Annotated in this window: 21 protein-coding genes; 5 read left to right on the top strand and 16 right to left on the bottom strand. The window is 67.8% G+C overall.

The features are described from left to right. Nucleotides 1-82 precede the first annotated feature (82 nt). The 3 genes from lipA to DCD74_RS08960 form a co-directional block, all read right to left on the bottom strand. A complete protein-coding gene (gene lipA, locus DCD74_RS08945; protein ID WP_112927006.1) occupies nucleotides 83-1,087 on the bottom strand; it encodes a lipoyl synthase in 1,005 nt (334 codons plus the stop codon). Between the two features lie 224 nt (nucleotides 1,088-1,311). Next, complete coding sequence (gene lipB / locus DCD74_RS08955) at nucleotides 1,312-2,025, bottom strand: lipoyl(octanoyl) transferase LipB (protein ID WP_407072235.1); 714 nt, start codon at nucleotides 2,023-2,025, stop codon at nucleotides 1,312-1,314. Next, nucleotides 2,022-2,300, bottom strand: coding sequence for a DUF493 family protein (locus DCD74_RS08960; protein WP_112927008.1), 279 nt, complete (start codon nucleotides 2,298-2,300; stop codon nucleotides 2,022-2,024). Before DCD74_RS08960 ends, lipB begins: the two co-directional genes overlap by 4 nt. 253 nt (nucleotides 2,301-2,553) lie before the next feature. On the opposite strand from DCD74_RS08960, the gene DCD74_RS08965 reads away from it, so the two are divergent. Further along, nucleotides 2,554-3,510, top strand: coding sequence for a CsgG/HfaB family protein (locus DCD74_RS08965; RefSeq protein ID WP_112927009.1), 957 nt, complete (start codon nucleotides 2,554-2,556; stop codon nucleotides 3,508-3,510). Nucleotides 3,511-3,595: 85 nt separating this feature from the next. Here the strand turns inward: DCD74_RS08965 and DCD74_RS08970 are convergent, their stop codons facing one another. From DCD74_RS08970 to DCD74_RS09005, 8 genes are all read right to left on the bottom strand, one after another. Beyond that, nucleotides 3,596-4,807 (bottom strand): D-alanyl-D-alanine carboxypeptidase family protein, encoded by a 1,212-nt coding sequence (locus DCD74_RS08970; RefSeq protein WP_112927010.1) that lies wholly within the window; start codon nucleotides 4,805-4,807, stop codon nucleotides 3,596-3,598. 51 nt (nucleotides 4,808-4,858) lie between these two features. Next, nucleotides 4,859-6,160, bottom strand: coding sequence for a septal ring lytic transglycosylase RlpA family protein (locus tag DCD74_RS08975; RefSeq protein ID WP_112927011.1), 1,302 nt, complete (start codon nucleotides 6,158-6,160; stop codon nucleotides 4,859-4,861). Further along, complete coding sequence (gene mltB, locus DCD74_RS08980) at nucleotides 6,157-7,257, bottom strand: lytic murein transglycosylase B (protein WP_112927012.1); 1,101 nt, start codon at nucleotides 7,255-7,257, stop codon at nucleotides 6,157-6,159. Before mltB ends, DCD74_RS08975 begins: the two co-directional genes overlap by 4 nt. A 70-nt stretch (nucleotides 7,258-7,327) precedes the next feature. Then, a complete protein-coding gene (rodA, locus tag DCD74_RS08985; RefSeq protein ID WP_112927013.1) occupies nucleotides 7,328-8,443 on the bottom strand; it encodes a rod shape-determining protein RodA in 1,116 nt (371 codons plus the stop codon). After that, nucleotides 8,440-10,440, bottom strand: a complete 2,001-nt coding sequence (mrdA, locus tag DCD74_RS08990; protein ID WP_112927014.1) for a penicillin-binding protein 2 — start codon at nucleotides 10,438-10,440, stop codon at nucleotides 8,440-8,442. The genes rodA and mrdA overlap by 4 nt, the downstream gene beginning before the upstream one ends. Nucleotides 10,441-10,443: 3 nt before the next feature. Then, nucleotides 10,444-10,929 (bottom strand): rod shape-determining protein MreD, encoded by a 486-nt coding sequence (mreD, locus tag DCD74_RS08995; protein ID WP_112927015.1) that lies wholly within the window; start codon nucleotides 10,927-10,929, stop codon nucleotides 10,444-10,446. Next, nucleotides 10,926-12,041, bottom strand: coding sequence for a rod shape-determining protein MreC (gene mreC, locus DCD74_RS09000; protein ID WP_112927768.1), 1,116 nt, complete (start codon nucleotides 12,039-12,041; stop codon nucleotides 10,926-10,928). Before mreC ends, mreD begins: the two co-directional genes overlap by 4 nt. Before the next feature lie 102 nt (nucleotides 12,042-12,143). Further along, the gene (locus DCD74_RS09005) at nucleotides 12,144-13,190 is read right to left on the bottom strand and encodes a rod shape-determining protein (RefSeq protein WP_112927016.1); all 1,047 of its coding nucleotides are present in this window, start codon (nucleotides 13,188-13,190) and stop codon (nucleotides 12,144-12,146) included. Between the two features lie 153 nt (nucleotides 13,191-13,343). On the opposite strand from DCD74_RS09005, the gene DCD74_RS09010 reads away from it, so the two are divergent. Both DCD74_RS09010 and DCD74_RS09015 read left to right on the top strand, forming a co-directional pair. Next, a complete protein-coding gene (locus tag DCD74_RS09010) occupies nucleotides 13,344-14,276 on the top strand; it encodes a carbohydrate kinase family protein (RefSeq protein ID WP_112927017.1) in 933 nt (310 codons plus the stop codon). A gap of 39 nt (nucleotides 14,277-14,315) precedes the next feature. Then, a complete protein-coding gene (locus DCD74_RS09015) occupies nucleotides 14,316-14,927 on the top strand; it encodes a PH domain-containing protein (protein ID WP_112927018.1) in 612 nt (203 codons plus the stop codon). A gap of 96 nt (nucleotides 14,928-15,023) precedes the next feature. On the opposite strand, the gene DCD74_RS09020 is transcribed toward DCD74_RS09015, so the two are convergent. Together DCD74_RS09020 and DCD74_RS09025 are read right to left on the bottom strand one after the other, a co-directional pair. Next, the gene (locus tag DCD74_RS09020) at nucleotides 15,024-15,734 is read right to left on the bottom strand and encodes a hypothetical protein (RefSeq protein ID WP_112927019.1); all 711 of its coding nucleotides are present in this window, start codon (nucleotides 15,732-15,734) and stop codon (nucleotides 15,024-15,026) included. Next, entirely contained in the window at nucleotides 15,734-17,674 is a 1,941-nt protein-coding gene (locus DCD74_RS09025; RefSeq protein WP_112927020.1) for a M1 family metallopeptidase, read from the bottom strand. Before DCD74_RS09025 ends, DCD74_RS09020 begins: the two co-directional genes overlap by 1 nt. Before the next feature lie 148 nt (nucleotides 17,675-17,822). Between DCD74_RS09025 and DCD74_RS09030 the strand changes: the two genes are divergently transcribed. Then, entirely contained in the window at nucleotides 17,823-20,054 is a 2,232-nt protein-coding gene (locus DCD74_RS09030; RefSeq protein WP_112927021.1) for a carbohydrate binding family 9 domain-containing protein, read from the top strand. Between the two features lie 45 nt (nucleotides 20,055-20,099). Here the strand turns inward: DCD74_RS09030 and ubiE are convergent, their stop codons facing one another. The 3 genes from ubiE to hslV all read right to left on the bottom strand — a co-directional run bounded on the left by ubiE (nucleotide 20,100) and on the right by hslV (nucleotide 22,987). Next, entirely contained in the window at nucleotides 20,100-20,864 is a 765-nt protein-coding gene (gene ubiE, locus DCD74_RS09035) for a bifunctional demethylmenaquinone methyltransferase/2-methoxy-6-polyprenyl-1,4-benzoquinol methylase UbiE (RefSeq protein ID WP_112927022.1), read from the bottom strand. Nucleotides 20,865-20,889: 25 nt separating this feature from the next. Next, complete coding sequence (gene hslU, locus DCD74_RS09040) at nucleotides 20,890-22,242, bottom strand: ATP-dependent protease ATPase subunit HslU (protein WP_112927769.1); 1,353 nt, start codon at nucleotides 22,240-22,242, stop codon at nucleotides 20,890-20,892. Nucleotides 22,243-22,435: 193 nt separating this feature from the next. Continuing rightward, nucleotides 22,436-22,987, bottom strand: a complete 552-nt coding sequence (gene hslV, locus DCD74_RS09045; protein ID WP_112927023.1) for an ATP-dependent protease subunit HslV — start codon at nucleotides 22,985-22,987, stop codon at nucleotides 22,436-22,438. Nucleotides 22,988-23,089: 102 nt separating this feature from the next. Between hslV and DCD74_RS09050 the strand changes: the two genes are divergently transcribed. Next, nucleotides 23,090-23,761, top strand: a complete 672-nt coding sequence (locus DCD74_RS09050) for a hypothetical protein (RefSeq protein ID WP_112927024.1) — start codon at nucleotides 23,090-23,092, stop codon at nucleotides 23,759-23,761. The last annotated feature ends 32 nt before the right edge of the window (nucleotides 23,762-23,793 follow it).

Genomic DNA, 23,793 nt, shown 5'->3' on the forward strand with positions numbered 1-23,793 from the left:
TCGCTTGCCGCGCCAGACGGGTGTCCACGGCAGGGTAGCCGGCGTACCGAAAGCGCGGATGAACGGCCGCCGGTGCGCCGTTTCAGGCGGTGGGCGCGATGCCGGCTTCCTTGGCGGAGCGGTCGGCGTGGTAGCTGGACCGCACCATCGGCCCCGACGCGACGTGGGAGAAACCCAGCGCGTAGCCGAAAGTTTCCAGTTGCTTGAATTCCTCGGGCGTCCAGTAGCGCAGCAGCGGGTGGTGCGCCGGCGAAGGCTGCAGGTATTGTCCGATGGTGACCATGTCCACGTCGTGCGCACGCAGGTCGCGCAGCGTGCCTTCCACCTGTTCCATGGTCTCGCCCAGGCCGAGCATGATCCCGGACTTGGTGGAGATGTCGGGATGCTGCGCCTTGAACTTCTTCAGCAGGGTCAGCGACCACTGGTAGTCCGCGCCCGGGCGCACGTTGCGGTAGAGCTCGGGCACGGTCTCGACGTTGTGGTTGAAGACGTCCGGCGGCGCCGCGGCCAGGATCTCCAGCGCGCGCTCCATGCGGCCCTTGCCGCGGAAGTCCGGCGTGAGGATCTCGATCTGGATGCCGGGCTTCGCCGCGCGCGTGGCCGTGATGCAGTCGACGAAGTGCTGGGCGCCGCCGTCGCGCAGGTCGTCGCGGTCCACGCTGGTGATCACCACGTAGCGCAGGCCCATGTCGGCGATGGTCTCGGCCAGCCGGCGCGGCTCGTCGGCGTCCAGCGGCTTGGGGCGGCCATGCGCCACGTCACAGAAGCTGCAGCGGCGCGTGCAGACGTCGCCCATGATCATGAACGTGGCGGTGCCGTGGCTGAAGCACTCGTGGATGTTGGGGCAGCTGGCGTCCTCGCAGACGGTGACCAGCCGGTTGGCGCGCAGCTTGGACTTGAGCTGCTGCACCGAATTGCCGCTGGGGATGCGCACGCGGATCCAACTGGGCTTGCGCAGCACCGGGGCTTCGTCGAACTGCACCGGCGAGCGGCCGATCTTGTCGCCGGCCAGCTGTTTCTCGCCGGGCGTGAGGCCGGCAGGCGCGTCTTCGATGACGGACAACGGGATGCTGCGGGTTTCGCTCATGTCGGGATTATCGCATTGGCGGGTAGGGACGGCGGGGAGCAGGGTCGGCTTTGGAAGCGGCGTTTCAATAGGGCAGTCTCTATGCCGGCGCGTCGATACAGGCCGGAGGCAGCCCATGGGTGACTGAGCGCGCCATGGATGGCGCGCGCCCGCTCATCGAAGCAGGAAGCGCAGCCTGAGCGGCAGCACCCATGGGCTGCCTCCGGCCGTCGGGGGAAGCGAGTTCAGACCAGCTTGCGCATCGCCGCCAGCGCGGCCAAGTCAGGCATCGCGGCGGCTTCGGGCATCAAGCCGAACTGCCTGGCCAGCTCCGCCAGCAATATCGGTTTGACCGGCTCCATGCCGCCGGGACCGCCCAGATCCGACATCGACACCACTTCCAGCCCGGCGTAGCCGCAGGGGTTGATGCGGCGGAAGGGTTCGAGGTCCATGGCGATGTTGAAGGCGAGCCCGTGGAAGCTGCAGCCACGGCGCACGCGGATGCCGAGCGCGGCGACTTTCGCGCCATTGACGTAGACGCCGGGCGCGCCATCCCTGCGGGCGGCACCGATGTTCCACTCGCCCAGCGTGTCGATGATCGCCTGCTCGATCCTGCAGACGTAGTCGCGCACGCCGATCTTCAGCCGCCTCAGGTCCAGCAACGGGTAGACCACGATCTGGCCGGGGCCGTGGTAGGTGACCTGGCCGCCGCGGTCGACGTGGATCACCGGGATCTCGCCCGGCATCAGCACGTGCTCGTCCTTGCCGGCCTGGCCCAGGGTGAACACCGGGTCGTGCTCGACGAACCAGAGCTCGTCGGGGGTGTCCGTGTCGCGGGCGTCGGTGAAACCCTGCATCGCGCGCCAGACCGGTTCGTAGGGCTGGCGGCCGAGGTCACGAACGCGGGCCGGGCGTGGGGTGTCGGGGGTGGATGACACGACGCAGGCCGCGTCGCTCAGATCGTCCACTTCACTTCCGGGTGGTTGCGCAGGGCCTCGTGTGCGGCGTCGTACTGCGCGCGCGACTCGGCCTTGAAGTTCAGCTTGATCGACACGTACTTGCCGCCGGTGGAATCACGCACGGCGACGGTTTCGCGCATCACCTGGATGCCGGCATTGGCCAGCAGCAGCGGGATCTCATCTTCCAGCCCGATGTTGGCCGGGCCCATCGCAGTGATCTCGAAAACGCCGGGGAACTGGAAGCCGTGCTCGGGATTGTCGGATTGGATGCTCATGCCCGGATTATGGGGCCGCGGGCGGGGCAACCCAAGCCGGGCGTACCCACGGCTCTTCTATATGGATGTTGCCAAGGGCAAGCATGGCTTGTTTCAGGGAATTCCGGGCATTTGCCGGGGGCGCCGGCATGGCTGCGGACACATGGGCGGTGTAGCCTTGGCGTGGGGACGCCATTGAACGAACTCGCCTGCGACTGCGCTCGGGGCCACCCTGCCTATGCCTTATTTATTTTTTATGTCTCCGAGGAAAACGATGAACAGGAAGATCTCGATACTCGCCGCGACCATTGCAAGTGCAGCGATCCTGGCCAGCCAGCCCGCTGTCGCCCAGCGCAAGTCCGCGCAGCAAACCCGCGCTGAAAAAACCCAGGAAATCCCGATCTGCACCAAGCGGCTCGGCACCATCACCGTGCTGGAACCGGAAACCCGCTGGTGGAGCGAATACGGCCTGTCCTCGCCCGAGGCGCTGATCAAGCTGTTCGTCAACAAGTCGAAGTGCTTCACGCTGGTCGATCGCGGCAAGGGACTGAACGCGATGATGGGCGAGCGCGCGCTGGCCTCCGGCGGTGAACTGCGTGGCCGATCCAACATCGGCAAGGGCCAGATCAAGGCCGCCGACTACGCGCTGGTGCCGGACCTTGTGTCGCGCAATTCCAACGCAGGCGGCAGCCGGATCGGCGCGGCGCTGGGTGGCTTGATCGGCGGGCGCCTGGGCAGCGTGGCCGGCAACATCGGTCTGAATTCCAAGACCGCCGACGTGCTGCTGACCGTCACCGACATGCGTTCGTCCGAGCAGGTGGCGATGGCCGAAGGCCATGCCAAGAAGACCGACATCAGCTTCGGGGGCGGCGGTTATGGCTGGTCCAGCAGCCTGTTGGCCGCCGGCGGCGCCGCGGTGTCGAGCTACTCGAACACCGAGATCGGCCAGGTCATCACCCTCGCCTACCTGCAGGCCTACACCGACCTGGTCAACGAACTGGGCGGCATGCCCGCCGATGCCTCGGCCAGCAACGCACAGCAGGCGCTGGAAGTGCAGAAGCCGGCACGCCTGATGAAGTCGCCTGACGGCAAGGGCGGCGCGGTCCGCTCGCTGGATCCGGGCATGCTGCTGTACCCGACCGGCCGCAAGCAGGGCCAGATGTGGGAAGTCGAGGACGAACTCGGCAACAAGGGCTGGGTGAACTCCACCCTGACCGGCCTCGCCCGCTGATCGGCACATCGCTTCAAACAAAAAGCCCGCCGGATGGCGGGCTTTTTTTGGCAGGTGATGGCGGGTCAACCCGCAAACCGGCGCGTCAGAGCGAGGCCCACCACATCCGGATCTCGTCCCACAGGCGCTTGAAGAAACCGCCCTGCTCGACCGCTTCCAGCGCGACCAGCGGCGTGGTGGCGATGACCTTGCCGTCCAGCGTCACCTTCACGCTGCCGATCTTCTGGCCCTTGGCGACCGGCGCGACCAGCGTCTTCGGCACGTCCATCGACGATTTCATCTGCGGGTAGCGGCCACGCGGCAGGCTGACCACCAGCGGCTCGGCCACGCCCAGCTTCACTTCCGGCACCGCGCCTTTCCACACGCGCTGGGTGGCGACCTGCTTGCCGGCGTCGTACAGGCGGTGGCTTTCGTAGAAGCGGAAACCCCAGTTGAGCAGCGCCTGCGAATCGACGGCACGCTGTTCCTCGCTGCTGTCGCCCAGCACCACGCTGATCAGGCGCTGGTCGCCGCGTTTGGCCGAGGCCATCAGGCAGTAGCCGGCGCCGGAGTGATGGCCGGTCTTGATGCCGTCCACCGAGTTGTCGCGCCACAGCAGCAGGTTGCGGTTGGGCTGGGTGATCGGCCCGACGGTGAATTCCTTGAGGCTGTTGTACGAATACGCCTCCGGGAAATCGTGGATCAGCGCGCGGCCGAGCAGGGCCAGGTCGCGGGCCGAGGACAGGTGGCCGGGTGCGGACAGGCCGGTGGCATTGGCGAAGTGGCTGTTCTTCATGCCGATGCGCTGCGCGAAGCTGTTCATCAGCGAGGCGAAGGCCTGCTCGCTGCCGGCGACGTGTTCGGCCAGGGCGATCGCGGCGTCGTTGCCGGACTGCACCACCATGCCCTTCTCCATCTGCTCCAGCGGCGCGGTCTTGTTGACCTCGAAGCCGCTGTAGCTGCCGTCGGTGCCGGCGCCGCCGGTGCGCCAGGCGTTCTCGCTCATCATCACCGGGTCATCGGCCTTGAGCTTGCCCTTGGCGAGTTCGGCGGCGATGACGTAGCTGGTCATCACCTTGGTGATGCTGGCCGGCTCCAGTTGCGCATCGATGTTCTCGCCGGCCAGCACTTCGCCGCTGGCGGCATCCATCAGCACCCATGCCTTCGACACCTTGGGCACCGGCGCGGGCGGGATCGGCAGGTCACCGCTGGCGACGGCCGCGGGCGGCGCGGGGGTTGAAGGCGCCGGCGTCTGGGCGACGGCCAGGCCGAGGAAGGCGGTGGCGAGGGCAACGGGAACGAGCAGGGTCTGTTTCATCGGGAAGCGGTTCTCACGGGCCGGCAAGGCCGACAGGGGTTCAGGGAAAGATCATTCGCGGACGACGGCCGGCGGGCCGAAGCCCAGGCCGGCGATGCGCGAGGCCAGCGGCGACACCGCGCTCTCGGCCAGCGGGCCGACGCGCAGGCGCCAGATGCGCTTGCCGCCGACGGTGGCGTCCTGCAGGCGCGCGCCGGGCACGCCGGCATCGCGCAGCATGGCCAGCGCGCGCGCGGCATTGTCCGGGCTGGCGAAGCTGGCGACCTGCAGCTGCACGCCGCCGGCCTGCATCGCCACGGCCGGGGCCGGGGCGGCGGCGACCGGGGTGGCAGGCTGCGGCTGCACCATCGCGCCGGTGTTCGACGCGGCCAACGGCGCGGCCTCGATCGCCGGCGGGGTCTGCGCCGGGACGTGCTGCGGCTGTGGATCGGGCGTGCCGGGCCTGCCGGTCGCCACGCGCACGCGGCGCGCGCGCATCCACGCATCGAATTCGTCGGCGCTCATCGCCTTGCCGTTCTGCAGCATGTCGAAGCGGTATTCGCCGCCCGACTTGCCGGCATCGGCCAGGGCCACGCCCTGCGGCAGGTTGCTGCTCGCCACCTGGCCGGCCAATGCGGCTTCGGCGCGCGGGTCGCGCTTCGCGGTCTGCGCGGCGGCCACCATCTCGCCGACCTGCGCCTGCTCGCCGGGCGTCAACGCGCGCACTTCGACATTGGCCGTGCCGCGCTCGCGATAGCCAAGCTTCACCGCGGCGGCGTAGCTCAGGTCGATCAGGCGGTCGGAATGGAACGGCCCGCGATCATTGACGCGCACCACCACCGACTTGCCGTTGTCCAGGTTGGTCACCCGCGCGAAGCTCGGCAACGGCAGGGTGCGGTGCGCGGCGGTGAAGGCGTACATGTCGTACACCTCCTGGTTGGAGGTGCGGCGGCCATGGAACTTGTTGCCGTAGTACGAGGCCCGGCCGCGTTCGACATAGCCCTTCGGCTGCGCCATCACCGTGTACGACTTGCCGAGCACGCTGTACGGCGAGCGGTTGCCGTAGCGCGACATCGGCTCGGCGCGGACATCCGGCTCGGGGATGGCATCGACGTTGGGGATGTAGTCCGGCACGGTGTCGGCCACGCCCGGCGCGTACAGGCCGCCGGCCTTGTAATCGCCCCGCTTCGACATGTCTTCCTGCGCCGGCGCGTAGGGCGAGGTCTTGCGCGGCTCGGCGGCGGGACGCGCGGCATGGGCGCCGGCATCCACCCGCTTCGGTGCTTCGGCGGAGGCGGTCTTCTTCGGCGTGGTGCCGCAGGCGGCGAGCGCCAGGACCAGGGCTGCCAGGGGCAGCAGCCGGCCCGGGCTCATCGTGCGTCGGCCCCGGCGCGGATCGCCTGGGCGAGCTGGTGCACGGCGAGCGAATACATCGGCGAACGGTTGTAGCGGGTGATCACGAAGAAGTTGCCGTAGCCGAGCCAGTACTCACGCCCGGCATCGCCTTCGAAATTGATCACGGTCGCGCCCTCGCGCACCGGCTGGCCGCGCAGCGGGCGATAGCCCTTGGCCTCGATGGCGGCGAGCGTGTGGATCGGCTCGACGGTCTCCGGCGTCCACTCCGGCAGGTTGGGATCCTTCTCGGCACGCGCGACCACCGGCTGGCCGCGCTGCCAGCCATGCACCACGAAATAGTTGGCGATGGAGGCGAACACGTCCGGCTTGTGGGTCAGCAGGTCGCGGCGGCCGTCGCCATCGCCATCCTTCGCCCACAGGCGGTAGCTGGACGGCATGAACTGGCCCATGCCCATCGCGCCGGCATAGCTGCCCTTTAGCTGGGTGATGTCGAGCTGCGGCTCGGCCTTGCCGAGCGCGAACAGCTGCGCCAGCTCGCCGGCGAAGAACGGTGCGCGCTTCGGGTAGCCGAAGGCCAGCGTGTAGAGCGCGTCGAGCACCTTGTAGCTGCCCATGTTGCGGCCGAACTGCGTTTCCACGCCGATGATCGCGACGATGTATTCCGCCGGCACGCCGGTTTCGGCACTGACCTTGTCCAGCGCCGCGCGGTTCTCGCGGTAGAACGCCACGCCGCCGTTGATGCGGGCGTCGTTGAGGAAGATCGGGCGGTAATCCTTCCACGGCCGCACCGCTTCGGCGGGCCGGGAGATGATGTCGACGATGCGCTGCTGGAACTGCGCCTGCGCCAACACGCCGCGGATGTAGTTGGGGTCGATGCCGTAGGTCCGCGCGGTGTAGTCGACGAAGGCGGCCTGGCGCTGTGCCAGCGGGATAGCCGGATCGGTCACCGAAGGCGGCGCCACCGGGCGTTCGGCCGGCTGCGACGGCAACGCGATGCCGGCGCGTGGCGGCGGCACCGGAGCCTGCGGGCTGCCCGGCGTGGCGGGCGGGGGCGCCTTGGTCGCGCAGGCGGCCAGGACGATCATCAATGCGAGGGGGAATGAGCGTCGAATCATCGCCGCGAGGTTAGCACGCAGGCGCAAGGCTGCCGAACCGCGGATTCAGCATCGGGCCGCGTTTTCCGCCTCAATTCTTCACGCCGCGGCGCCCGTGCGCGCCCGCCGACATCACCAGCCCCATGCCCGCCAGCAGCGCCACCGCCGAGGTGCCGCCGTAGGAGATGAAGGGCATCGGCACACCCACCACCGGCAGCAGACCGGAGATCATCGCGCCATTCACCATGACGTAGGCGAACAGCGACAGGCCCAGGGTTCCGGCGATGATCCGCGAATAGCCGTCGCGCGCCTCGGCGGCAATCCACAGGCAGCGGCCGACCACGAACAGATAGAGCGCCAGCACCACCGCCACCCCGGTCCAGCCGAATTCCTCGGACAGCACCGAGAACGCGAAATCGGTGGTGTGCTCGGGCAGGTAGTCCAGGTGCGACTGGCTGCCCTGCCCCCAGCCCTTGCCGAACCAGCCGCCGGAACCGATGGCGATCTTCGACTGCATCAGGTTCCAGCCTTCGCCCAGCGGATCGTTTTCCGGGTTGAGGAAGGTCAGGATGCGGCCCTTCTGGTAGGGCCGGAGCAGCCAGAACCACGCCACCGGCGCGATCGCCACCACGCCGGCAAACGCCGCGCCGAACCAGCCCCACGGCAGCCCGACCAGGAACAGCGCGAAGGCGCCCGTCGCCAGCACCAGCATCGCGGTGCCGAAATCCTTCTGCAGCAGGATCAGCCCGACCGGCAGCGCGATCAGCGCGATCGCCCCCATCACCGTGGGGATGCGCGGCGGCAGCACGCGGCGGTCCAGGTACCAGGCCAGCATCATCGGCAGGCACAGCTTGAGCAGTTCGGAAGGCTGGAAGTAGAAGACGCCCAGGTTTATCCAGTGGCCGCCGTGCTTGCCGGTGCCGATGAACAGCACCGCCACCAGCGGCAGCAACGAAGCGACATAGGCATACGGCGACACCGCGCGCAGCACCTGCGGCGTGACCCGCGACAGCGCCCACATCGCCACCAGTCCAATCGCGAAACGCGCGCCCTGCCGCAGCACGAACCCCATGCTGTCGCCGCCGGCGCTGTACTGCACCACCAGGCTCACCGTCATCAACGCGGCGAGCGCCGCCAGCAGCGGCACGTCCACCGTGCGCAGGATGCGCAGCACCAGTTCGGACAGCCAGCGCAGCAGCGGGTTCATCGATGTGGCTCCGCCTGCGTGGCCGGCGCGGGAGCCTGTGCAGTGGGAAGGGTGGATGTGGCTTCGGTCGGCGGCGTTGTGACCGGCGGTTGCCGCGAGGCCGGGATACTGGCGTCGCGCACCACCTCCGGCAGCACGCCTTCGGGCAGCTTGCCGTCGATCCACGCGTCGAGGATGGTGCGCGCGATCGGCGCCGCGGTGGACGCACCGTAGCCGCCGCCTTCCACCGCCACGGCCACGGCGATGGTCGGGTCGTGGGCCGGCGCATAGGCGATGAACAGCGCGCGGTGGCGCAGGTGCATCGGCAGGCTCTTGGGATTGACCGCCGCGTGGCCACGCCGGCTCACCACCTGCGCGGTGCCGGTCTTGCTGGCGATCAGGTAGTCCAGCCCATGGCGGATGTTGGTGGCGGTCCCCGGCCCGTGCACGGTGGCGATCATGCCTTCGCGCACCGCGTCCAGATGGGGCTGGCTCTGGCTGATCCGCTTCGCCGCCGGTTGCGGCATCACCACCCACGGCGCCTCGAAGCCCTGCCGGGTGTCCTTGACCAGATGCGGGCGGCGCAGCCAGCCGCCGTTGCCGAGCGCGGCGGTGGCCTGCACCAGCTGCAGCGGCGTCACCTTCCAGAAGCCCTGGCCGATGCCGCTGATCGCGGTATCGCCGGGATACCAGCGGCCCTGCTTCGGCGCGTTCTTCGCCTTCCACGCCGGCGACGGCAGGATGCCGCCAATCTCGCCCGACAGGTCCACGCCGGTCGGCCTGCCGAAGCCGTACAGGTCCATGTAGTGATCGAATTTCTCGATCCCCATGTCCAGCGCCAGCTTGTAGTAATAGGTGTTGACCGACTCGTAGATCGACTTGCGCAGGTCGGTCCAGCCGTGGCCGCCGCGATGCGAATCGCCGTAGCCGCGCTTCTGCCCGCCGATGTAGAACATGCCGGTCGACAGCGTCTTGTCCGATGCCGTGCGCGTGCCGCTGTCGAGCCCGGCCAGGCCCAGGATCGGCTTGATGGTCGAACCCGGCGCAACACCGCCCAGCACCGCGCGGTTGAACTGCGGCCGCGACGGGTTGTCGTTCAGCGCCTTGTAGTCGGCGTGCGAGATGCCGTTGACGAACAGGTTGGGGTCGTAGCTGGGCAGGCTGACCATGGCCAGGATCTCGCCGGTGCGCGGGTCCACCGCCACCGCCGTGCCTTCCAGCGTGCCGAAGGCGGCGACCATCGCCCGCTGCAGGTCCACGTCGATCGACAGCCGCAGGTCGGTTCCGGGCGTCGCCGGCACCACGCCCAGCGTGCGGATGGCGCGGCCGTCGGAATTGGTCTCGATGCGCTCGTAGCCCACCTTGCCGCGCAGCGCGTCTTCGTAATAACGCTCCAGCCCGGTCTTGCCGATGTGGCTGAAGGCGGCGGCGGTCTCGTCCAGCCGCTCGCGATCCTTGGCATCCACCCGCCCCACGTAGCCGACGATGTGCGCGAACAGGTCGCCGTAGGGATACACGCGGCTGAAATACGGCACCAGGTCGACGCCGGGATACTTCCAGCGGTCCACCGCGAAGCGCGCGATCTCCTCGTCGGTCAGCCGCAGCTTGAGCGTGATGGGGCGATGCCGGCGCGCCGACTTGCGTGCCTCGGCGAAAGCTTCCAGGTCCTCCGGCGTGAACGCGACGATGGCGGAAATGCGCCTGACCACCTCGTCGATGTCCGCCACGCGGTCGGGCGTGACATCGAGCCGGAACGCCGGGATGTTGTCGGCCAGGATCCGGCCCTTGCGGTCATAGATGACGCCGCGCCCCGGCACGATCGGCCGCGGCTTGATCCGGTTGGCCTCGGCCTGCGCGGCGAAGCGTGCGTGCTGCAGCACCTGCAGGCGGAAATACCAGCCGGCCAGCCCGAGCAGGCAGATCGCCACGATGACGAACCCGAGCACCGCGCGGCGGCGGAACTGCTCCACCTCCAGCGCGCGCTGCTTGACCAGCCGGCGGCCGTTGCGACGCCACATCGCCTAGGCCCGGCCGTGGCCGTGGCGCAGCGCATCCAGCACCAGGAACACCGGGCCCCACATCAGCGCGCCGGCCAGCGGCGACAGCCAGTAGGCGGCCGGCCCCTGCGGCGCATTGACCAGCGCATGCACCACCGCGGACACGATGCGGTCGTTGAGCAGCAGCGCACCGATCACCAGCGCCTGCTGCCAGGTCGGGAAGAACCGCAGCCGGGTGCGGAAGCGGTCCAGGATGAAGGCGAGGATGACCATCCGCAGCGCCTGTTCGCCGAGGATCGCGCCGGAGGCGAAATCCGCCAGCAGCCCGCAGAAGAACGCGAAACCGAGGCCGGCGCGCTCCGGCGTTTCCAGCACCCAGTAGGCCATCACCAGCGCCAGCCCATAGGGCCGCAGCGGCGAGATCGCCGTCGGCAGCGGCAGCAGCGCCAGCAGGATCGCCAGCACCACGCTGGCCAGCATCCAGCCGTAGCCGGTCTGTCCGCGCTTCATCGGCGGGTCTCCGGCTGGGCGGAGACAGGCGTGGCGTTGGCCGGTGCCGGGGTGGCGGGGGATGTCGATGCGGCGGCAGGCGACGCGTTCGCCGGGCTCGTCGTCGGCGTGCTTGTCCGGGCAGCTTGCGTTGAAGGCGGAAGCCTCGGCCCCGACGCCATCGGCGGCGGGCCGGCGGTTGCGGCCTGCGGCGATGCACCCGCCGAAGCCGGCGAAGCCGATGCCGCGCCACCCGCCCCCGAAGGCACTTCCACCCCGCCCGTCGTGGCCGGGGTCACCGCGCGCACCTCGCGCAGCAGCAGCACTTCGCGGCCGCGATCAAGTCCGGCCGCCGGCAGCAGCGCGCCGACCAGGAAGGCGCGGCTGTCATCGGGTTCCAGCGACTGCACGGTGCCGACCTGGAAGCCCGGCGGGAAACGCCCGCCCAGCCCGGAGGTCTGTACCACGTCGCCGACGCGGATATCCGCCGTGCGCGGGATGTTGCCCAGCGAGATGCCGTCGCCGTGGCCATAGGCCACCAGCCGCACGCCGCTGCGCGCGACTTCGACCGGCACCGCGTGATCCGGATCGGTCAGCAGCAGCACGGTGGAGGTGCCGGGCTGGACCTCGATCACCTGCCCGAGCAGGCCGCCGGCATCCAGCACCATCTGGCCCATGCGCACGCCTTGGCGGCTGCCGGCATCCAGCACTAGGCGCTGCCGGGTCGGATCCAGGTCGATGTCGAGGATCGGCGCCAGCTGCACATCCAGCCGCCCCTGTTCGGCCACGCCGAGCAGGGCCTTGAGCCGCGTGTTCTCGGCGGATGCCGCCTGCAGCCGCGCCACCTGCGCGCCGGAGACCAGCAGCGCGTTGCGCAGCACGCGGTTGTCGTGCGCCAGCTGGTTGCGGGTCACCGCGTCGCTGCGCACTTTCTCGCCGAGGCGCGCGGGCATGCCGGCGGCTTCCCACAGCGGCTGCACCAGCAGGTTGCCGGTCTGGCGCAGCTGCGCCACCCAGCCCAGCCGGTGGTCAAGGAAGATCAGCGCCACCGACAGCGCCAGGTAGCCCAGCAGGCGCAGGCTGCCGGCGATGTCCTGCGGGCGGGAAGCGGCGGAACCTGCGTAGGGGGGCACGATGTCGGTCTTGTCCGGGCGCGGCGGGTGGAGTGCGTGGAAGGTAGCGCGATGCGACCTCCCCAAGGCCGCGCGGCCCGCTCATCGCGGGCTGGTGGAGCATCAGTCGTGGGCGAAGAACTCGTTGCCGTGCTTGTCGAGCAGCTCCAGCGCACGGCCGCCGCCACGGGCGACGCAGGTCAGCGGGTCGTCGGCGACCATCACGTGCAGGCCGGTGTGCTCGGAGAGCATGCGGTCCAGGTCACGCAGCAGCGCACCGCCACCGGTCAGCACGATGCCGCGCTCGGCGACGTCGGCGGAGAGTTCCGGCGGCGTCTGCTCCAGCGTCTGGCGCACGCCGGCGACGATCTGCGCCAGCGGCTCGCGCAGGGCTTCGAGCACTTCGTTGGAATTGATGGTGATCATCTTCGGCACGCCCTCGGCCAGGTTGCGGCCGGAGATTTCCATCTCGCGCACCTGCTGCTGCGGGTAGGCGTTGCCGATCTCCATCTTGATGCGCTCGGCGGTCGCCTCGCCGATCAGCATGCCGTGGTGGCGGCGCACGTAATTGATGATGGATTCGTCGAAGCGGTCGCCACCGACGCGCACCGACTGCGAGTAGACGATGCCGTTGAGCGCGATCACTGCGACCTCGGTGGTGCCGCCGCCGATGTCGACCACCATCGAGCCACGCGCCTCGGTCACCGGCATGCCGGCACCGATCGCCGCGGCCATCGGCTCCTCGATCAGCGAGACATCACGCGCGCCGGCTTCGAGCGCGGATTCCTTGATCGCGCGCTGCTCCACCTGGGTGGAGCCGCAGGGCACGCAGATCAGCACGCGCGGGCTGGGCTTGAGGAAGCGGCTCTTGTGCACCTTCTTGATGAAGTACTTGAGCATTTCCTCGGTATAGGTGAAGTCGGCGATGACGCCATCCTTCATCGGCCGGATGGTGGTGATGTTGCCCGGCGTGCGGCCGAGCATCTGCTTGGCTTCGGCCCCCACCGCCGCCACCGAGCGCGCCGCGCCCGAGATCCGGTCCTGCCGCACCGCCACCACCGAAGGCTCGTTCAGGACGATGCCCTGCCCGCGCACGTAGATCAGGGTGTTGGCCGTGCCCAGGTCGATAGACAGGTCGTTGGAGAACATGCCGCGCAGCTTCTTGAACATCGTTCGGGGGGCTCGTCTTGGGGGGAGTGGCGAAGCACGCCAGTCTAGCGAAAAACCGCTGGGCCAGCGTTCCGGAATCGTTATTTTCCGGGGCCTGCGTGCCTTCACGGGCCCCTGCCGGTACCCTATGCCGGTTCCCGACGAGCAACCTCCATGTCCGCACTGATCTGTGGTTCCCTAGCCTACGACACCATCATGGTCTTCCCGGACCAGTTCAAGAACCACATCCTGCCGGACAAGGTGCACATCCTGAACGTGTCGTTCCTGGTGCCGAGGATGCGCCGCGAGTTCGGCGGCTGCGCCGGCAACATCGCCTACAACCTGCACCTGCTCGGCGGCAAGCCGCTGCCGATGGCGACCGTGGGCCAGGACTTCGGGCCGTACCGCGCGCATTTCGACGCGCTCGGCATCCCGCTGACCTATGTGAAGGAACTGACCGACAGCTACACGCCGCAGGCCTTCATCACCACCGACCACGACAACAACCAGATCACCGCCTTCCACCCCGGCGCGATGGGCGAAAGCCACCAGAACCACGTGCGTGATACCGAGGGCGTGACGCTGGGCATCGTCGCCCCGGACGGCCGCGAGGGCATGCTGCAGAACGCCCGCGAATTCCACGAGGCCGGCATCCCCTTCATCTTCGATCCGGGCCAGGCGATGCCGCTGTTCAACGGCGAGGAATTCCGCGAATTCGTGCGGCTGGCCGATTACGTGATCACCAACGACTACGAATCCAGCCTGCTGCAGGAACGCACCGGCTGGAGCGAGCGCGAGATCGCCCGCCAGGTGAAGGCCTTCATCGTCACCCGTGGGCCGAAGGGCTGCGACATCTTCCACGACGGCATCAGCGTGAACGTGCCGCCGGCGCAGGAAGAAGCGGTGGTGGACCCGACCGGCTGCGGCGACGCCTTCCGCGCCGGCCTGATCTACGGGCTGGAGAACGGCCACGACTGGCCGACCATCGGCCGCATCGGCAACCTGATGGGCGCGTTGAAAGTGAGCCACCACGGCACCCAGAACCAGCGCTTCACCTTCGAGGAATTCAACCGCGAGTTCGAGCGGCAGTTCGGTTACGCGCTGTAAGCACCACCATCACAACGACGACAATCCACAGGGGGAAACATGCGTCCGATCCAGGAACTGCTCACCGACGAGCAGGATGAAAATGCTGTCCGCAAGATCCTGCCGAAGGTCAACGAACTGCTGACCCGAGACGAGGTGGTCGAATACATGGCAGTGCAGAAGAAGCTGGTGGTGAACCTGTCGCCGGATGCCATCGTGCTGACCAACCGCCGCTTCATCCTGGTGCAGCCGAAGATGCTCGGCATGAGCTTCGTCGATTTCCCGTGGCGCGAAGTCGACAACGTGCACATGAGCGAGCAGATGGTCGGTGCGACCATCACCTGCAAGACCACGACCGGCAAGTTCGTGTCGCTTGACAGCATCCCCAAGCGCCAGGCGCGGCGCATCTACGCCTATGCACAGCAGGTCGAGGAGCAGGCCTATGAGAAGCGCCAGCAGGTCGAGCTTGAGAAACTGCGCGCCTCCGCCGGTGGCGTGGTGCTGCACGCACCCTCTGCCGCAGCACCTCCGGTGCCACCGCCAATCGCCGCAGCGCCGGTGGCCGACGATCCGATGCAGGTGCTGGGCAAGCTCAAACAACTGCTCGATGCCGGCCTGATTTCGCAGGACGAGTTCGATGCGAAAAAGACGGATGTGCTGGCGCGACTCTGAAACAGAGGACGCACCGCGCACTGGATCTCCGCCTAGTGATGCAAACGAAAACGCCGGCAACCGCCGGCGTTTTCTTTGATGCAGGTCGAAACCGAACTATTTCCACTTCGGCAACTTGCCCGGATCCAGCCCGCCGCTCTCGAACGTGGCTATGCGGGTGCCCGACGGCTTCACCGGGAACTCGATCGACACTTCCTGCGCGGACTTGAAGATGCGCCAGAGCGCGGCTTCGTCCTCGATGAACATGGCGATGGCTTCGTCGGTCTTCGGGCGCGAGCCGGCCAGCGTGCGCGGCTTGCCATCGACCTTCAGTTTCAGTCTGCAGCCGCCGTAGCAGTTGAAGTCGCCGCGCTGCATGACCAGGTAGGCGCTGCGGCCCCACTCGGGATGGTCGCGGAAGATCAGCTGCACGGTGCTGCGCCCTTCGGCCATGTCGATGCGCTCCTTCGACATGATCGCCGCGCTCAGCTGCCGGCCCTTGCCGGCCGGCACGCTCTGGTAGTCCCACAGGTTCTTCAGCCGGCGCTCGGCGCGGGCAGACTTGGCCTGGTTGTCCACTTCGGCGTACTGCGGGGCGATCGCCGCGGCGGCCTGCGTGCCGGGGTAGCGGCTGCGCAGTTCATCCGCCTGCGACAGCGCCAGCTCCCAGTTCTTCGCCGCCAGCGCCTCGTCGAAGTTGCGCTTCAACGGGGCGGCGGCGGCTTCCTGCTGCGCGGCCTGCGCGGCCGCGGCCGCCTGCGGGTCTTCTTCTTTCTTGCAGGCGGACAGCGCGGCCAGCAAGGCCAGCGGCAGCAGGAGGCGCTTCATCACTTCTTCCCGTCGCCCGCTTCGGCCTTGGCGATCGCTTCCTCCACCGAGCCGGTGGTGATCGGGTGGTAGGCCGGCTTGGCCTTGGCGAACACCTGCTTGGCGAAGGCCAGGCCGTCCGGCGTTTTCACCAGCGCGCCGTAGATCGGCATGATCAGCTTGCGGCGGCCGACGCGCTCCAGGAACTTGGCGATCTCCGGACGCGCATCGGTGTAGCCGCTGCGCACGGTGAGCGGGTACCAGCGCATGGCGATCTCGCCGTTCGGCGTGCCGGTGAAGTGGTAGGCGTCATCCAGCTGCTTGAGCTGCTCGGCCGGCAGCGTGTCCGGCAGGCCTTCGATGAAATGCACCCATTCCTGCGTGGACCACTTATCGGTCAGCGAAGCCGCCGGCAGCGTGTTGGTGCCGGCCCATGCGGTGCGCGCGGTATCGACCACCGAGAACGGACGCGACTGCACCTGCGGCGCGAACGCCGGCACGCCGGGCTTGTAGACCCATTCCTCGATCTGGGCCATCGTCGCCTTGCCCGGATTCTTGTCGACCAGGTTGGCCTTGATGTAGTCGAGGAACTGCTGCGTGGTGATCGACTGGAAGGCGAAGTGGTCGAAGTAGCCCTTCAGGAACGGGTCGAAGGTCTCGCGGCCATAGGTCTGCTCCAGCCACTGCAGCATCCACGCGCCCTTGGTGTAGACGGTGGACGAGGACGAACCATCCGGGTCGGCCAACTCGCCCGGCTTGAGCGCCATGACCTGCAGCTTGGGATCGAGCGTCTCGTATTCCTTCTTCAGCTCGTCGCGGTCGATGACGTGCTCCATGTCGGCCATGTCCTGGCCGTACATCGCCTCGGTGATGCGGCCCTGCACGTAGGTGGTGAAGCCCTCGTTCAACCACGCGTCGCGGTCGGTGGCGAAGGTGACCAGATTGCCGGACCAGCTGTGCGCGAGCTCATGCGCGATCAGCGAGACCAGCGACTTGTCGCCCACGATCACCGTCGGCGTGGCGAAGGTCAGGCGCGGGTTCTCCATGCCGCCATAGGGGAAGGACGGCGGCAGCACCAGCATGTCGTAGCGATCCCAGCGGTAGGGGCCATACAGCTTCTCGGTGGTGGCGATCATCTTCTCGGTGTCTTCGAATTCCTTGTTCGCCTTGTCCACCATCGACGGCTCGGCCCACACGCCGCTGCGCGCGCTCACCGGCTTGAACACCAGGTCTCCGGCTGCGATGGCGAGCAGGTAGGACGGGATCGGCTGCGGCATCTTGAAGGTGTAGTCGCCGTCACGCACGGCGGCCGGATCGTTGTCGGCGCTCATCAGCACCATCACGTCCTTCGGGCTGGTGACGTGCGCGGTGTAGGTGAAGCGGATCTGCGGCGTGTCCTGCAGCGGCACCCAGCTGCGCGCGTGGATCTGCTGCGACTGGCTGAACATGAAGGGCGTCTTCTTGCCCTCGGTCATCGAAGGCTCCAGCCACTGCAGGCCCGAGGCGTTCGGCGAGGTGCGATAGGTGACGCGCACCTTGCCCGGGCGCTCCGGGGTTTCGATGGTGAGCTTGGTGCCGAGCACCTTGTCGGCAGCCGGTGCCAGCGCGAACTTCAGCGGCTGCCACTGGCCGTTGACCTCGCCTTCGGCCTTTTCGATGGTCAGGTCGCGGGTGTCGAGGACCAGCTGGGTCGCGGCCTTGTCGATCCAGTCGAGCGTGTAGGTCGCGGTGCCGGCCAATTCCTTCTTGGCGAAGTCGACGTTGAGGTCGAGGGCGAGATCCTTGGTGCGCACCTTCCCGGGTTCGGCATAGGAATGTTCATCGATGACCTGCGTCGGCCCGGCGGCGGCCGGCGCGGGCGCGCTGGCGGCGGGCTGGGCCGGGGCGTTGGCGGCCTCCGGTTTCGGGCAGCCGGCCAGCAGGGCGGCGGCGATGGAGAGCATGAGCACGGAATGGCGCATGGAGCGGTCTCGACGAAGGGGAAAGGCCCGAGTTTAGCCGCGTCGCCGCAACCGGGGTGGACCGTGCCCATGCGTCCCCCCACTTACGGCACGGGCCAATCGGGCGCGCGTAGCAGATGCTGTGCGCCGAACCACCGCCGGCATTTCCATGACCACGCGCCCCGCCCGCACCCTGCTCGCCCTCGCGCTCGCCTTGGCCTGCGCCCTGCCCGCCGCAGCCGCCGAGGAAGCGGGCACGCAACTCCCCGTCCACGACATCCCGCGCATCGGCGGCGACATCACCATTGACGGCGTGCTGGACGATGCCGCGTGGTCGCAGGCGCAGGTCGTGGATATCGCTTTCGAGGTCTCGCCCGGCGACAACATCCCCGCCCCGCAGAAGACCACGGTGCGCGTGGGCCACGACGAGCACGCGCTCTACGTCGCCTTCCACGCCGAGGACACCGACCCTTCGCGCATCCGCGCCTACCTGCGCGACCGCGACAGCGCGTTCAACGACGACTGGGTCGGCATGTTCATGGACACCTTCGACGACCAGCGCCGCGCCTACGAGTTCTTCGTCAACCCGCTCGGCGTGCAGATGGACCTGATCAAGGACGAGACCAACGGCGGTAACGAGGATTCCAGCTGGGACGGGCTGTGGACCAGCGCCGGGCGCATCACCGACACCGGCTACGACGTCGAGATCCGCATCCCCTTCTCCACCCTGCGTTTCCGCAACGTGGAAGGCATGCAGCGCTGGGGCATCGGCTTCTTCCGCAACTACCCGCGCGACAAGCGCCACCAGCTGATGTCGAACCGGGTCAAGCGCGGCGGCAACTGCCTGACCTGCACGCTGGAGAAATACCAGGGCATGGCCGGCGTGCAGCAGGGCCGCAACTTGGAGGTCGTGCCGAGCCTGACCGTGGGCCGGTCGGAGACGCGCAGCGCCGCCGGCCAACCGTGGCGCAACGACGGCTTCAAGGTCGAACCCGGCCTCGACGTGTCCTGGGCGCCTTCGCCCAACATGACGCTCAACGCGACGATCAATCCCGACTTCTCGCAGGTCGAATCCGACCAGGCGCAGCTCGACCTCAACCAGAGTTTCGCGCTGTATTTCGATGAGAAGCGGCCGTTCTTCATGGAAGGCTCGGACTACTTCAACACGCCGCTGCAGGTGCTCTACACGCGGCAGATCGCCGACCCCGATGCCGGTCTGCGCGTCACCGGCCGCAGCGGTTCCGGCGCCTACGGTGCGCTGGTCGCGCGTGATGCCGTCACCCAGCTGCTCCTGCCGGGCGCGCTCGGCTCCGGCTTCACCGTGCTCGACCAGCCGGTCAACGTGGCGGTCGGCCGCTACCGCCACAACCTCAACGACCAGACCACGGTCGGCGTGATCGGCACCTTCCGCCACGGCGACCATTATTCGAATGATGTCGTCGGCGTCGATGGCCGCTGGCAGACCGGCCACCACACCGTGTCCACGCAGCTGCTCAGCAGCCAGTCCGAATACCCGAGCGTGCTCGGCTTGGCCGACGACAGTCCGTCGGGCAAGGCGATGCGCGCCTACTACGGCTACAACGACCGCAACTGGTCGTTCAACAGCTGGCATGAGCGCATCGATCCCGGCTTCCGCGCCGACCTCGGCTTCATCGGCCAGGTCGGCTACCGCAAGTCGCTGGTCGGCGGCGGCCGCAACTGGTTCCGCGACGGCAAGCCGTTCAACCGCTTCAACCTCTACGCCGACTGGGACATCACCCATCGCGCCGACGGCCAGCTGCTGGAAAACGAGTTCGAGACCAGCTTCAATGTACGCGGCCCGCTGCAGAGCGATTTCAGCCTGATCGGCATGAGCCGAGAGCGCTTCTGGAACGGCGTGATGTTCGACGAGGCCTACGTCGCCTTAAACGGCAGCTTCCGTCCGCGCGGCGGCATGCTGTTCGGCGTGTACGCGCGCAGCGGCACCCAGATCGACCTCACCGCCACCCGTCGCGGGCGCGGCAACGCCATCGAGACCTGGGGCGATGTGGACATCGGACGCCGCCTCAACCTCAACTGGTCGCTGAGCCGCCAGCAGCTGGACCGCGATGGCGGCACCGCCTTCAGCGCATCACTGGCCGACGTGCGCCTGGGTTGGCAGATCGACCCGCGCCAGCGCATCCGCCTGGCCCTGCAGGGCAACCGCATCGACCGCGACCCGCTGCTCTACACGCGCCCGGTCAACGCCCACTCGCGCAGTACCGCCGCGCAGCTGATCTATTCGTACAAGGTCAATCCGCGCACCGCGTTCTACGCCGGCACTTCGTTCGGCGCCTTCATGGACGATGCGAACCCCGAGCTGTTCAACAACAGCCGCAGCCTGTTCCTGAAGTTCAGCTACGCCTGGCAGCCGCAGTTCTGAGCCAAGCGGTGATGGCGGATGCGGCGGGACAGCCGCGCCGCCCGCTCAGGCCTTGTAGCCGGTGTGGATGGCGACGATACCGGCGCTGAGGTTGCGATAGCCGGCCCGCGCGAAGCCCGCCGCCTGCATCATCGCCTTCAGTTGTTCCTGCGGCGGATGCTTGCGGATCGACTCGGCGAGGTACTGGTAGCTGTCGGCATCGTTGGCGAACAGCTTGCCGAGCTTCGGCAGCACCTTGAAGCTGTGGAAGTCGTAGACCGGCTTGAACCAGGCGGCGGTGACTTCGGAAAATTCCAGCACCCGCGCCTGCCCACCCACCTTCAGCACGCGATGCATCTCGCGCAACGCAGCCTCCTTGTCGGTGACGTTGCGCAGGCCGAAGGCGATCGTGACCAGGTCGAAGCTGGCATCCGGGAACGGCAGCTTCTCGGCGTTGCACTGCACGTACTCGAAGCCGCGCACGTTGCCGCGGTCGGTCATGCGGTCGCGGCCGACCTTCAGCATCGACACGTTGATGTCGCCCAACAGCAGCTCGCCCTTCTCACCGACGCGATCCTTGAGCAGCGCGGCGATGTCGCCGGTGCCGCCGGCCAGGTCCAGCACGCGGTCACCCGGCTTCACCTGCGCGGTGGCGACGAAGTAGCGCTTCCAGACCCGGTGGATGCCGAGCGACATCAGGTCGTTCATCAGGTCGTAGCTGGAGGCGACCGAGGTGAAGACCTCGCCGACGAGTTTCTGCTTGTCGCCCGTGGGCACGTCGCGGAAACCGAAGTGGGTGGTGTCGGAGCGGTTCGGGTCGGATGCGTTCATGGCGGGATTATCGCATCGGGGCGAGTCAGAGGATGTACCGGCTCAGGTCCGGGTCCTGCACCAGCTGGCCCAGGTGCGCATCGACGTAGGCCGCATCGATCACCACCTCGCCACCCTTGTCGGGCGCTTCGAAGCTCAGGGTGTCGAGCAGTCGCTCCAGCACCGTGTGCAGGCGACGCGCGCCGATGTTCTCCTGGCGTTCGTTGACCAGCGCGGCGATCTCCGCAAGGCGGTCCACGGCATCATCGGCAAAGCGCAGCGTCACGCCTTCGGTGGCGAGCAGGTCCACGTACTGCCGCGTCAGCGCGGCCTTCGGTTCGGTCAGGATGCGCACGAAATCCTCCTTGCGCAGCGCACTCAACTCCACGCGGATCGGGAAGCGGCCCTGCATCTCGGGGATCAGGTCGCTCGGCTTGGCCAGATGGAACGCACCGCTGGCGATGAACAGGATGTGGTCGGTCTTCACCGGCCCGTACTTGGTGCTGACCGTCGAGCCCTCGACCAGCGGCAGCAGGTCGCGCTGCACGCCTTCGCGGCTGACATCCGCGCCCATGCCTTCGCTGCGCTTGGCGACCTTGTCGATCTCGTCGATGAAGACGATGCCGTGCTGTTCGCAGGCTTCGATCGCCGCATTGCGCACTTCGTCCTCGTTGACCAGCTTGCCGGCCTCCTCTTCGATCAGCAGCATGCGCGCGGCTTTGACCGTGAGCTTCTTCGCCTGCGTCTTGCCGCCTCCGAGCTGCGAGAACATCGAGCGCAGCTGCTGGCCCATCTCCTCCATACCGGGCGGCGCCATGATGTCGACGTTGCCCATCGACACCGATGTCTCGATCTCGATTTCGCGGTGATCCAGCTCGCCCGCGCGCAGCTGCTGGCGGAACTTGCGGCGGGTATCACCTTCCACCTTCTCCACCTTCGAGGGCTCGTCCTTCGTCGCCTCGTCGATGTTGAAGCCGAAGCTGGTCGCCTGCCGTTGCGGCAGCAGCGCATCGAGGATGCGGTCTTCGGCGCGTTCCTCGGCCTGCGTGCGCACGCGCTGCTTGGCCTGCGCGCGATACAGCTTGACCGCGGTATCGGCCAGGTCACGGATGATCTGCTCGACGTCCTTGCCGACGTAGCCGACCTCGGTGAAGCGCGTGGCTTCCACCTTCACGAACGGCGCGTTGGCGAGCGTGGCCAGCCGTCGCGCGATCTCGGTCTTGCCGACGCCGGTTGGGCCGATCATCAGGATGTTCTTGGGCGTGACTTCGCGGCGCATCTCATCGTCGAGCTGCATGCGGCGCCAGCGGTTGCGCAGCGCGATGGCGACCGCGCGCTTGGCATCGCCCTGGCCGACGATGTGGCGGTCGAGCTCGGCGACGATCTCGCGTGGCGTCATGGAGGCGGAGGAATTGTCGATGTGGGTTTTCATGGGGATTTTTGTTTGCCTGTTTCCGATGGCGGTCCGTGCAGGCCCGTGGCCCGGCGCGACACGCCGTGAATCCATCCATGGAGGCTCTCAACGCGGCATCCATGCCGCGTAAGGTCGCGCCGACCCACAGGCCTCCACGACCTGAATCATTCGATACGACTCAGAGCTCTTCCACCACGATGTTGCGGTTGGTGTAGATGCAGACATCGCCGGCGATGTTGAGCGACTCCACCGCGATGTCGCGCGCGGAGAGTCCGGTGTGCTTGAGCAGCCCGCGCGCGGCCGACAGCGCGTACATGCCACCGGACCCGATGGCGATCAGTCCGTCTTCCGGCTCGATCACGTCACCGGTGCCGCTGATGATCAGCGAAGCATCCTTGTCGGCCACCGCGAGCAGCGCCTCCAGCTTGCCGAAGCGGCGTTCGGTGCGCCAATCCTTCGCCATCTCCACGGCCGCGCGGGTGAGCTGGCCATGCTTCTGCAACTTGGCTTCGAACAGCTCGAACAGGGTGAACGCATCCGCCGCGGCACCGGCGAAACCGGCCAGCACCTGGCCGTTCTCGCCCAGGCGCCGTACCTTGCGCGCGTTCGACTTCATCACCGTGTGGCCGAGTGTGACCTGGCCGTCGCCGGCGATCACCACCTGTCCGTTGCGGCGCACCGACACGATGGTGGTGGCGTGGAAAACATTGGGATTCTGGCTGGGGTCCATGCGGCCTCCGGGTTGAATTCCAGAGATGGGGCTGGTGCGTGGCTGTTCAAGCCCGCCTCGTCCCTTCACGCCCTGCTTCCATGGCATCTGGATGCTGGCGGCATGCAGATCAAAGCGCTTTCACCTGCACTCGCCGCCCTGCTGATGACGGCCTGCGCCTCATCCGGCATCGCAGAGGGTCAATACGATGCGGCTTCGCCCCGCCATGTCGCCGCGCGTGCAGGCGCGGAGGCCGAAACCCGCACGCAGCTGGACGCGATGACGCCGACCGGCACGCTGCTCGGAGAATCCCGCTACGACGCCTGCTTCGAATACCAGCGCAACTGGAAGATCCAGGACCCGAACCGCATCGAATGCCACCTGCACCTGAGCCGCGCGGTGGCCGTGCCAAATGTCGTCGAAGGCATCCGCGAAGCGAAACGTCGTTTCGCCGCCGCCGGCTGCCCCAACGATGCCGCCTTCGATGACAGCCTCCGCTACTACACCGAGGCCAATGGCAGCGACGGCAATGCGCACTACAAGCGCAACACCGACCTGCCGCAGGTGCCGTTCGACTGCGGCGACAAACGCGTGCAGGCGCAGCTGATCAACCCCGCCGCCGACATGATGGAACAGGACCTGGCCAACATCGACGCGATGGTTGGCGCACGGCGCGTGGCGCTGGTCGAACAGCAGGGTTACGACGCGAACGAAGTCGCCGCCGCGCGCGGCACGCAGGCACCGCTGGTGGTGCTGGTGGCGATTGACCGGACGTATTTCAGCGAGCGTTGGTAGGCCTGGCGTCGAAGCCGTGCACATCCGGCTTG

It is taken from the genome of Lysobacter oculi, from assembly GCF_003293695.1.
GTDB classification, from domain to species: Bacteria; Pseudomonadota; Gammaproteobacteria; order Xanthomonadales; family Xanthomonadaceae; genus Solilutibacter; species Solilutibacter oculi.

Excerpts from the sequence above, each read along its gene's own strand:
- DCD74_RS08970 (WP_112927010.1), bottom strand. The coding sequence starts at position 4,807 with ATGAAACAGACCCTGCTCGTTCCCGTTGCCCTCGCCACCGCCTTCCTC.
- DCD74_RS09010 (WP_112927017.1), top strand. The coding sequence starts at position 13,344 with ATGTCCGCACTGATCTGTGGTTCCCTAGCCTACGACACCATCATGGTC.
- hslV (WP_112927023.1), bottom strand. The coding sequence starts at position 22,987 with ATGGACCCCAGCCAGAATCCCAATGTTTTCCACGCCACCACCATCGTG.
- DCD74_RS09030 (WP_112927021.1), top strand. The coding sequence starts at position 17,823 with ATGACCACGCGCCCCGCCCGCACCCTGCTCGCCCTCGCGCTCGCCTTG.
- ubiE (WP_112927022.1), bottom strand. The coding sequence starts at position 20,864 with ATGAACGCATCCGACCCGAACCGCTCCGACACCACCCACTTCGGTTTC.
- rodA (WP_112927013.1), bottom strand. The coding sequence starts at position 8,443 with ATGAACCCGCTGCTGCGCTGGCTGTCCGAACTGGTGCTGCGCATCCTG.
- DCD74_RS08975 (WP_112927011.1), bottom strand. The coding sequence starts at position 6,160 with ATGAGCCCGGGCCGGCTGCTGCCCCTGGCAGCCCTGGTCCTGGCGCTC.
- DCD74_RS08960 (WP_112927008.1), bottom strand. The coding sequence starts at position 2,300 with ATGAGCATCCAATCCGACAATCCCGAGCACGGCTTCCAGTTCCCCGGC.
- mltB (WP_112927012.1), bottom strand. The coding sequence starts at position 7,257 with ATGATTCGACGCTCATTCCCCCTCGCATTGATGATCGTCCTGGCCGCC.
- DCD74_RS09015 (WP_112927018.1), top strand. The coding sequence starts at position 14,316 with ATGCGTCCGATCCAGGAACTGCTCACCGACGAGCAGGATGAAAATGCT.
- mrdA (WP_112927014.1), bottom strand. The coding sequence starts at position 10,440 with ATGTGGCGTCGCAACGGCCGCCGGCTGGTCAAGCAGCGCGCGCTGGAG.
- hslU (WP_112927769.1), bottom strand. The coding sequence starts at position 22,242 with ATGACGCCACGCGAGATCGTCGCCGAGCTCGACCGCCACATCGTCGGC.
- lipA (WP_112927006.1), bottom strand. The coding sequence starts at position 1,087 with ATGAGCGAAACCCGCAGCATCCCGTTGTCCGTCATCGAAGACGCGCCT.
- mreD (WP_112927015.1), bottom strand. The coding sequence starts at position 10,929 with ATGAAGCGCGGACAGACCGGCTACGGCTGGATGCTGGCCAGCGTGGTG.
- DCD74_RS09020 (WP_112927019.1), bottom strand. The coding sequence starts at position 15,734 with ATGAAGCGCCTCCTGCTGCCGCTGGCCTTGCTGGCCGCGCTGTCCGCC.
- DCD74_RS08965 (WP_112927009.1), top strand. The coding sequence starts at position 2,554 with ATGAACAGGAAGATCTCGATACTCGCCGCGACCATTGCAAGTGCAGCG.
- DCD74_RS09005 (WP_112927016.1), bottom strand. The coding sequence starts at position 13,190 with ATGTTCAAGAAGCTGCGCGGCATGTTCTCCAACGACCTGTCTATCGAC.
- DCD74_RS09025 (WP_112927020.1), bottom strand. The coding sequence starts at position 17,674 with ATGCGCCATTCCGTGCTCATGCTCTCCATCGCCGCCGCCCTGCTGGCC.
- DCD74_RS09050 (WP_112927024.1), top strand. The coding sequence starts at position 23,090 with ATGCAGATCAAAGCGCTTTCACCTGCACTCGCCGCCCTGCTGATGACG.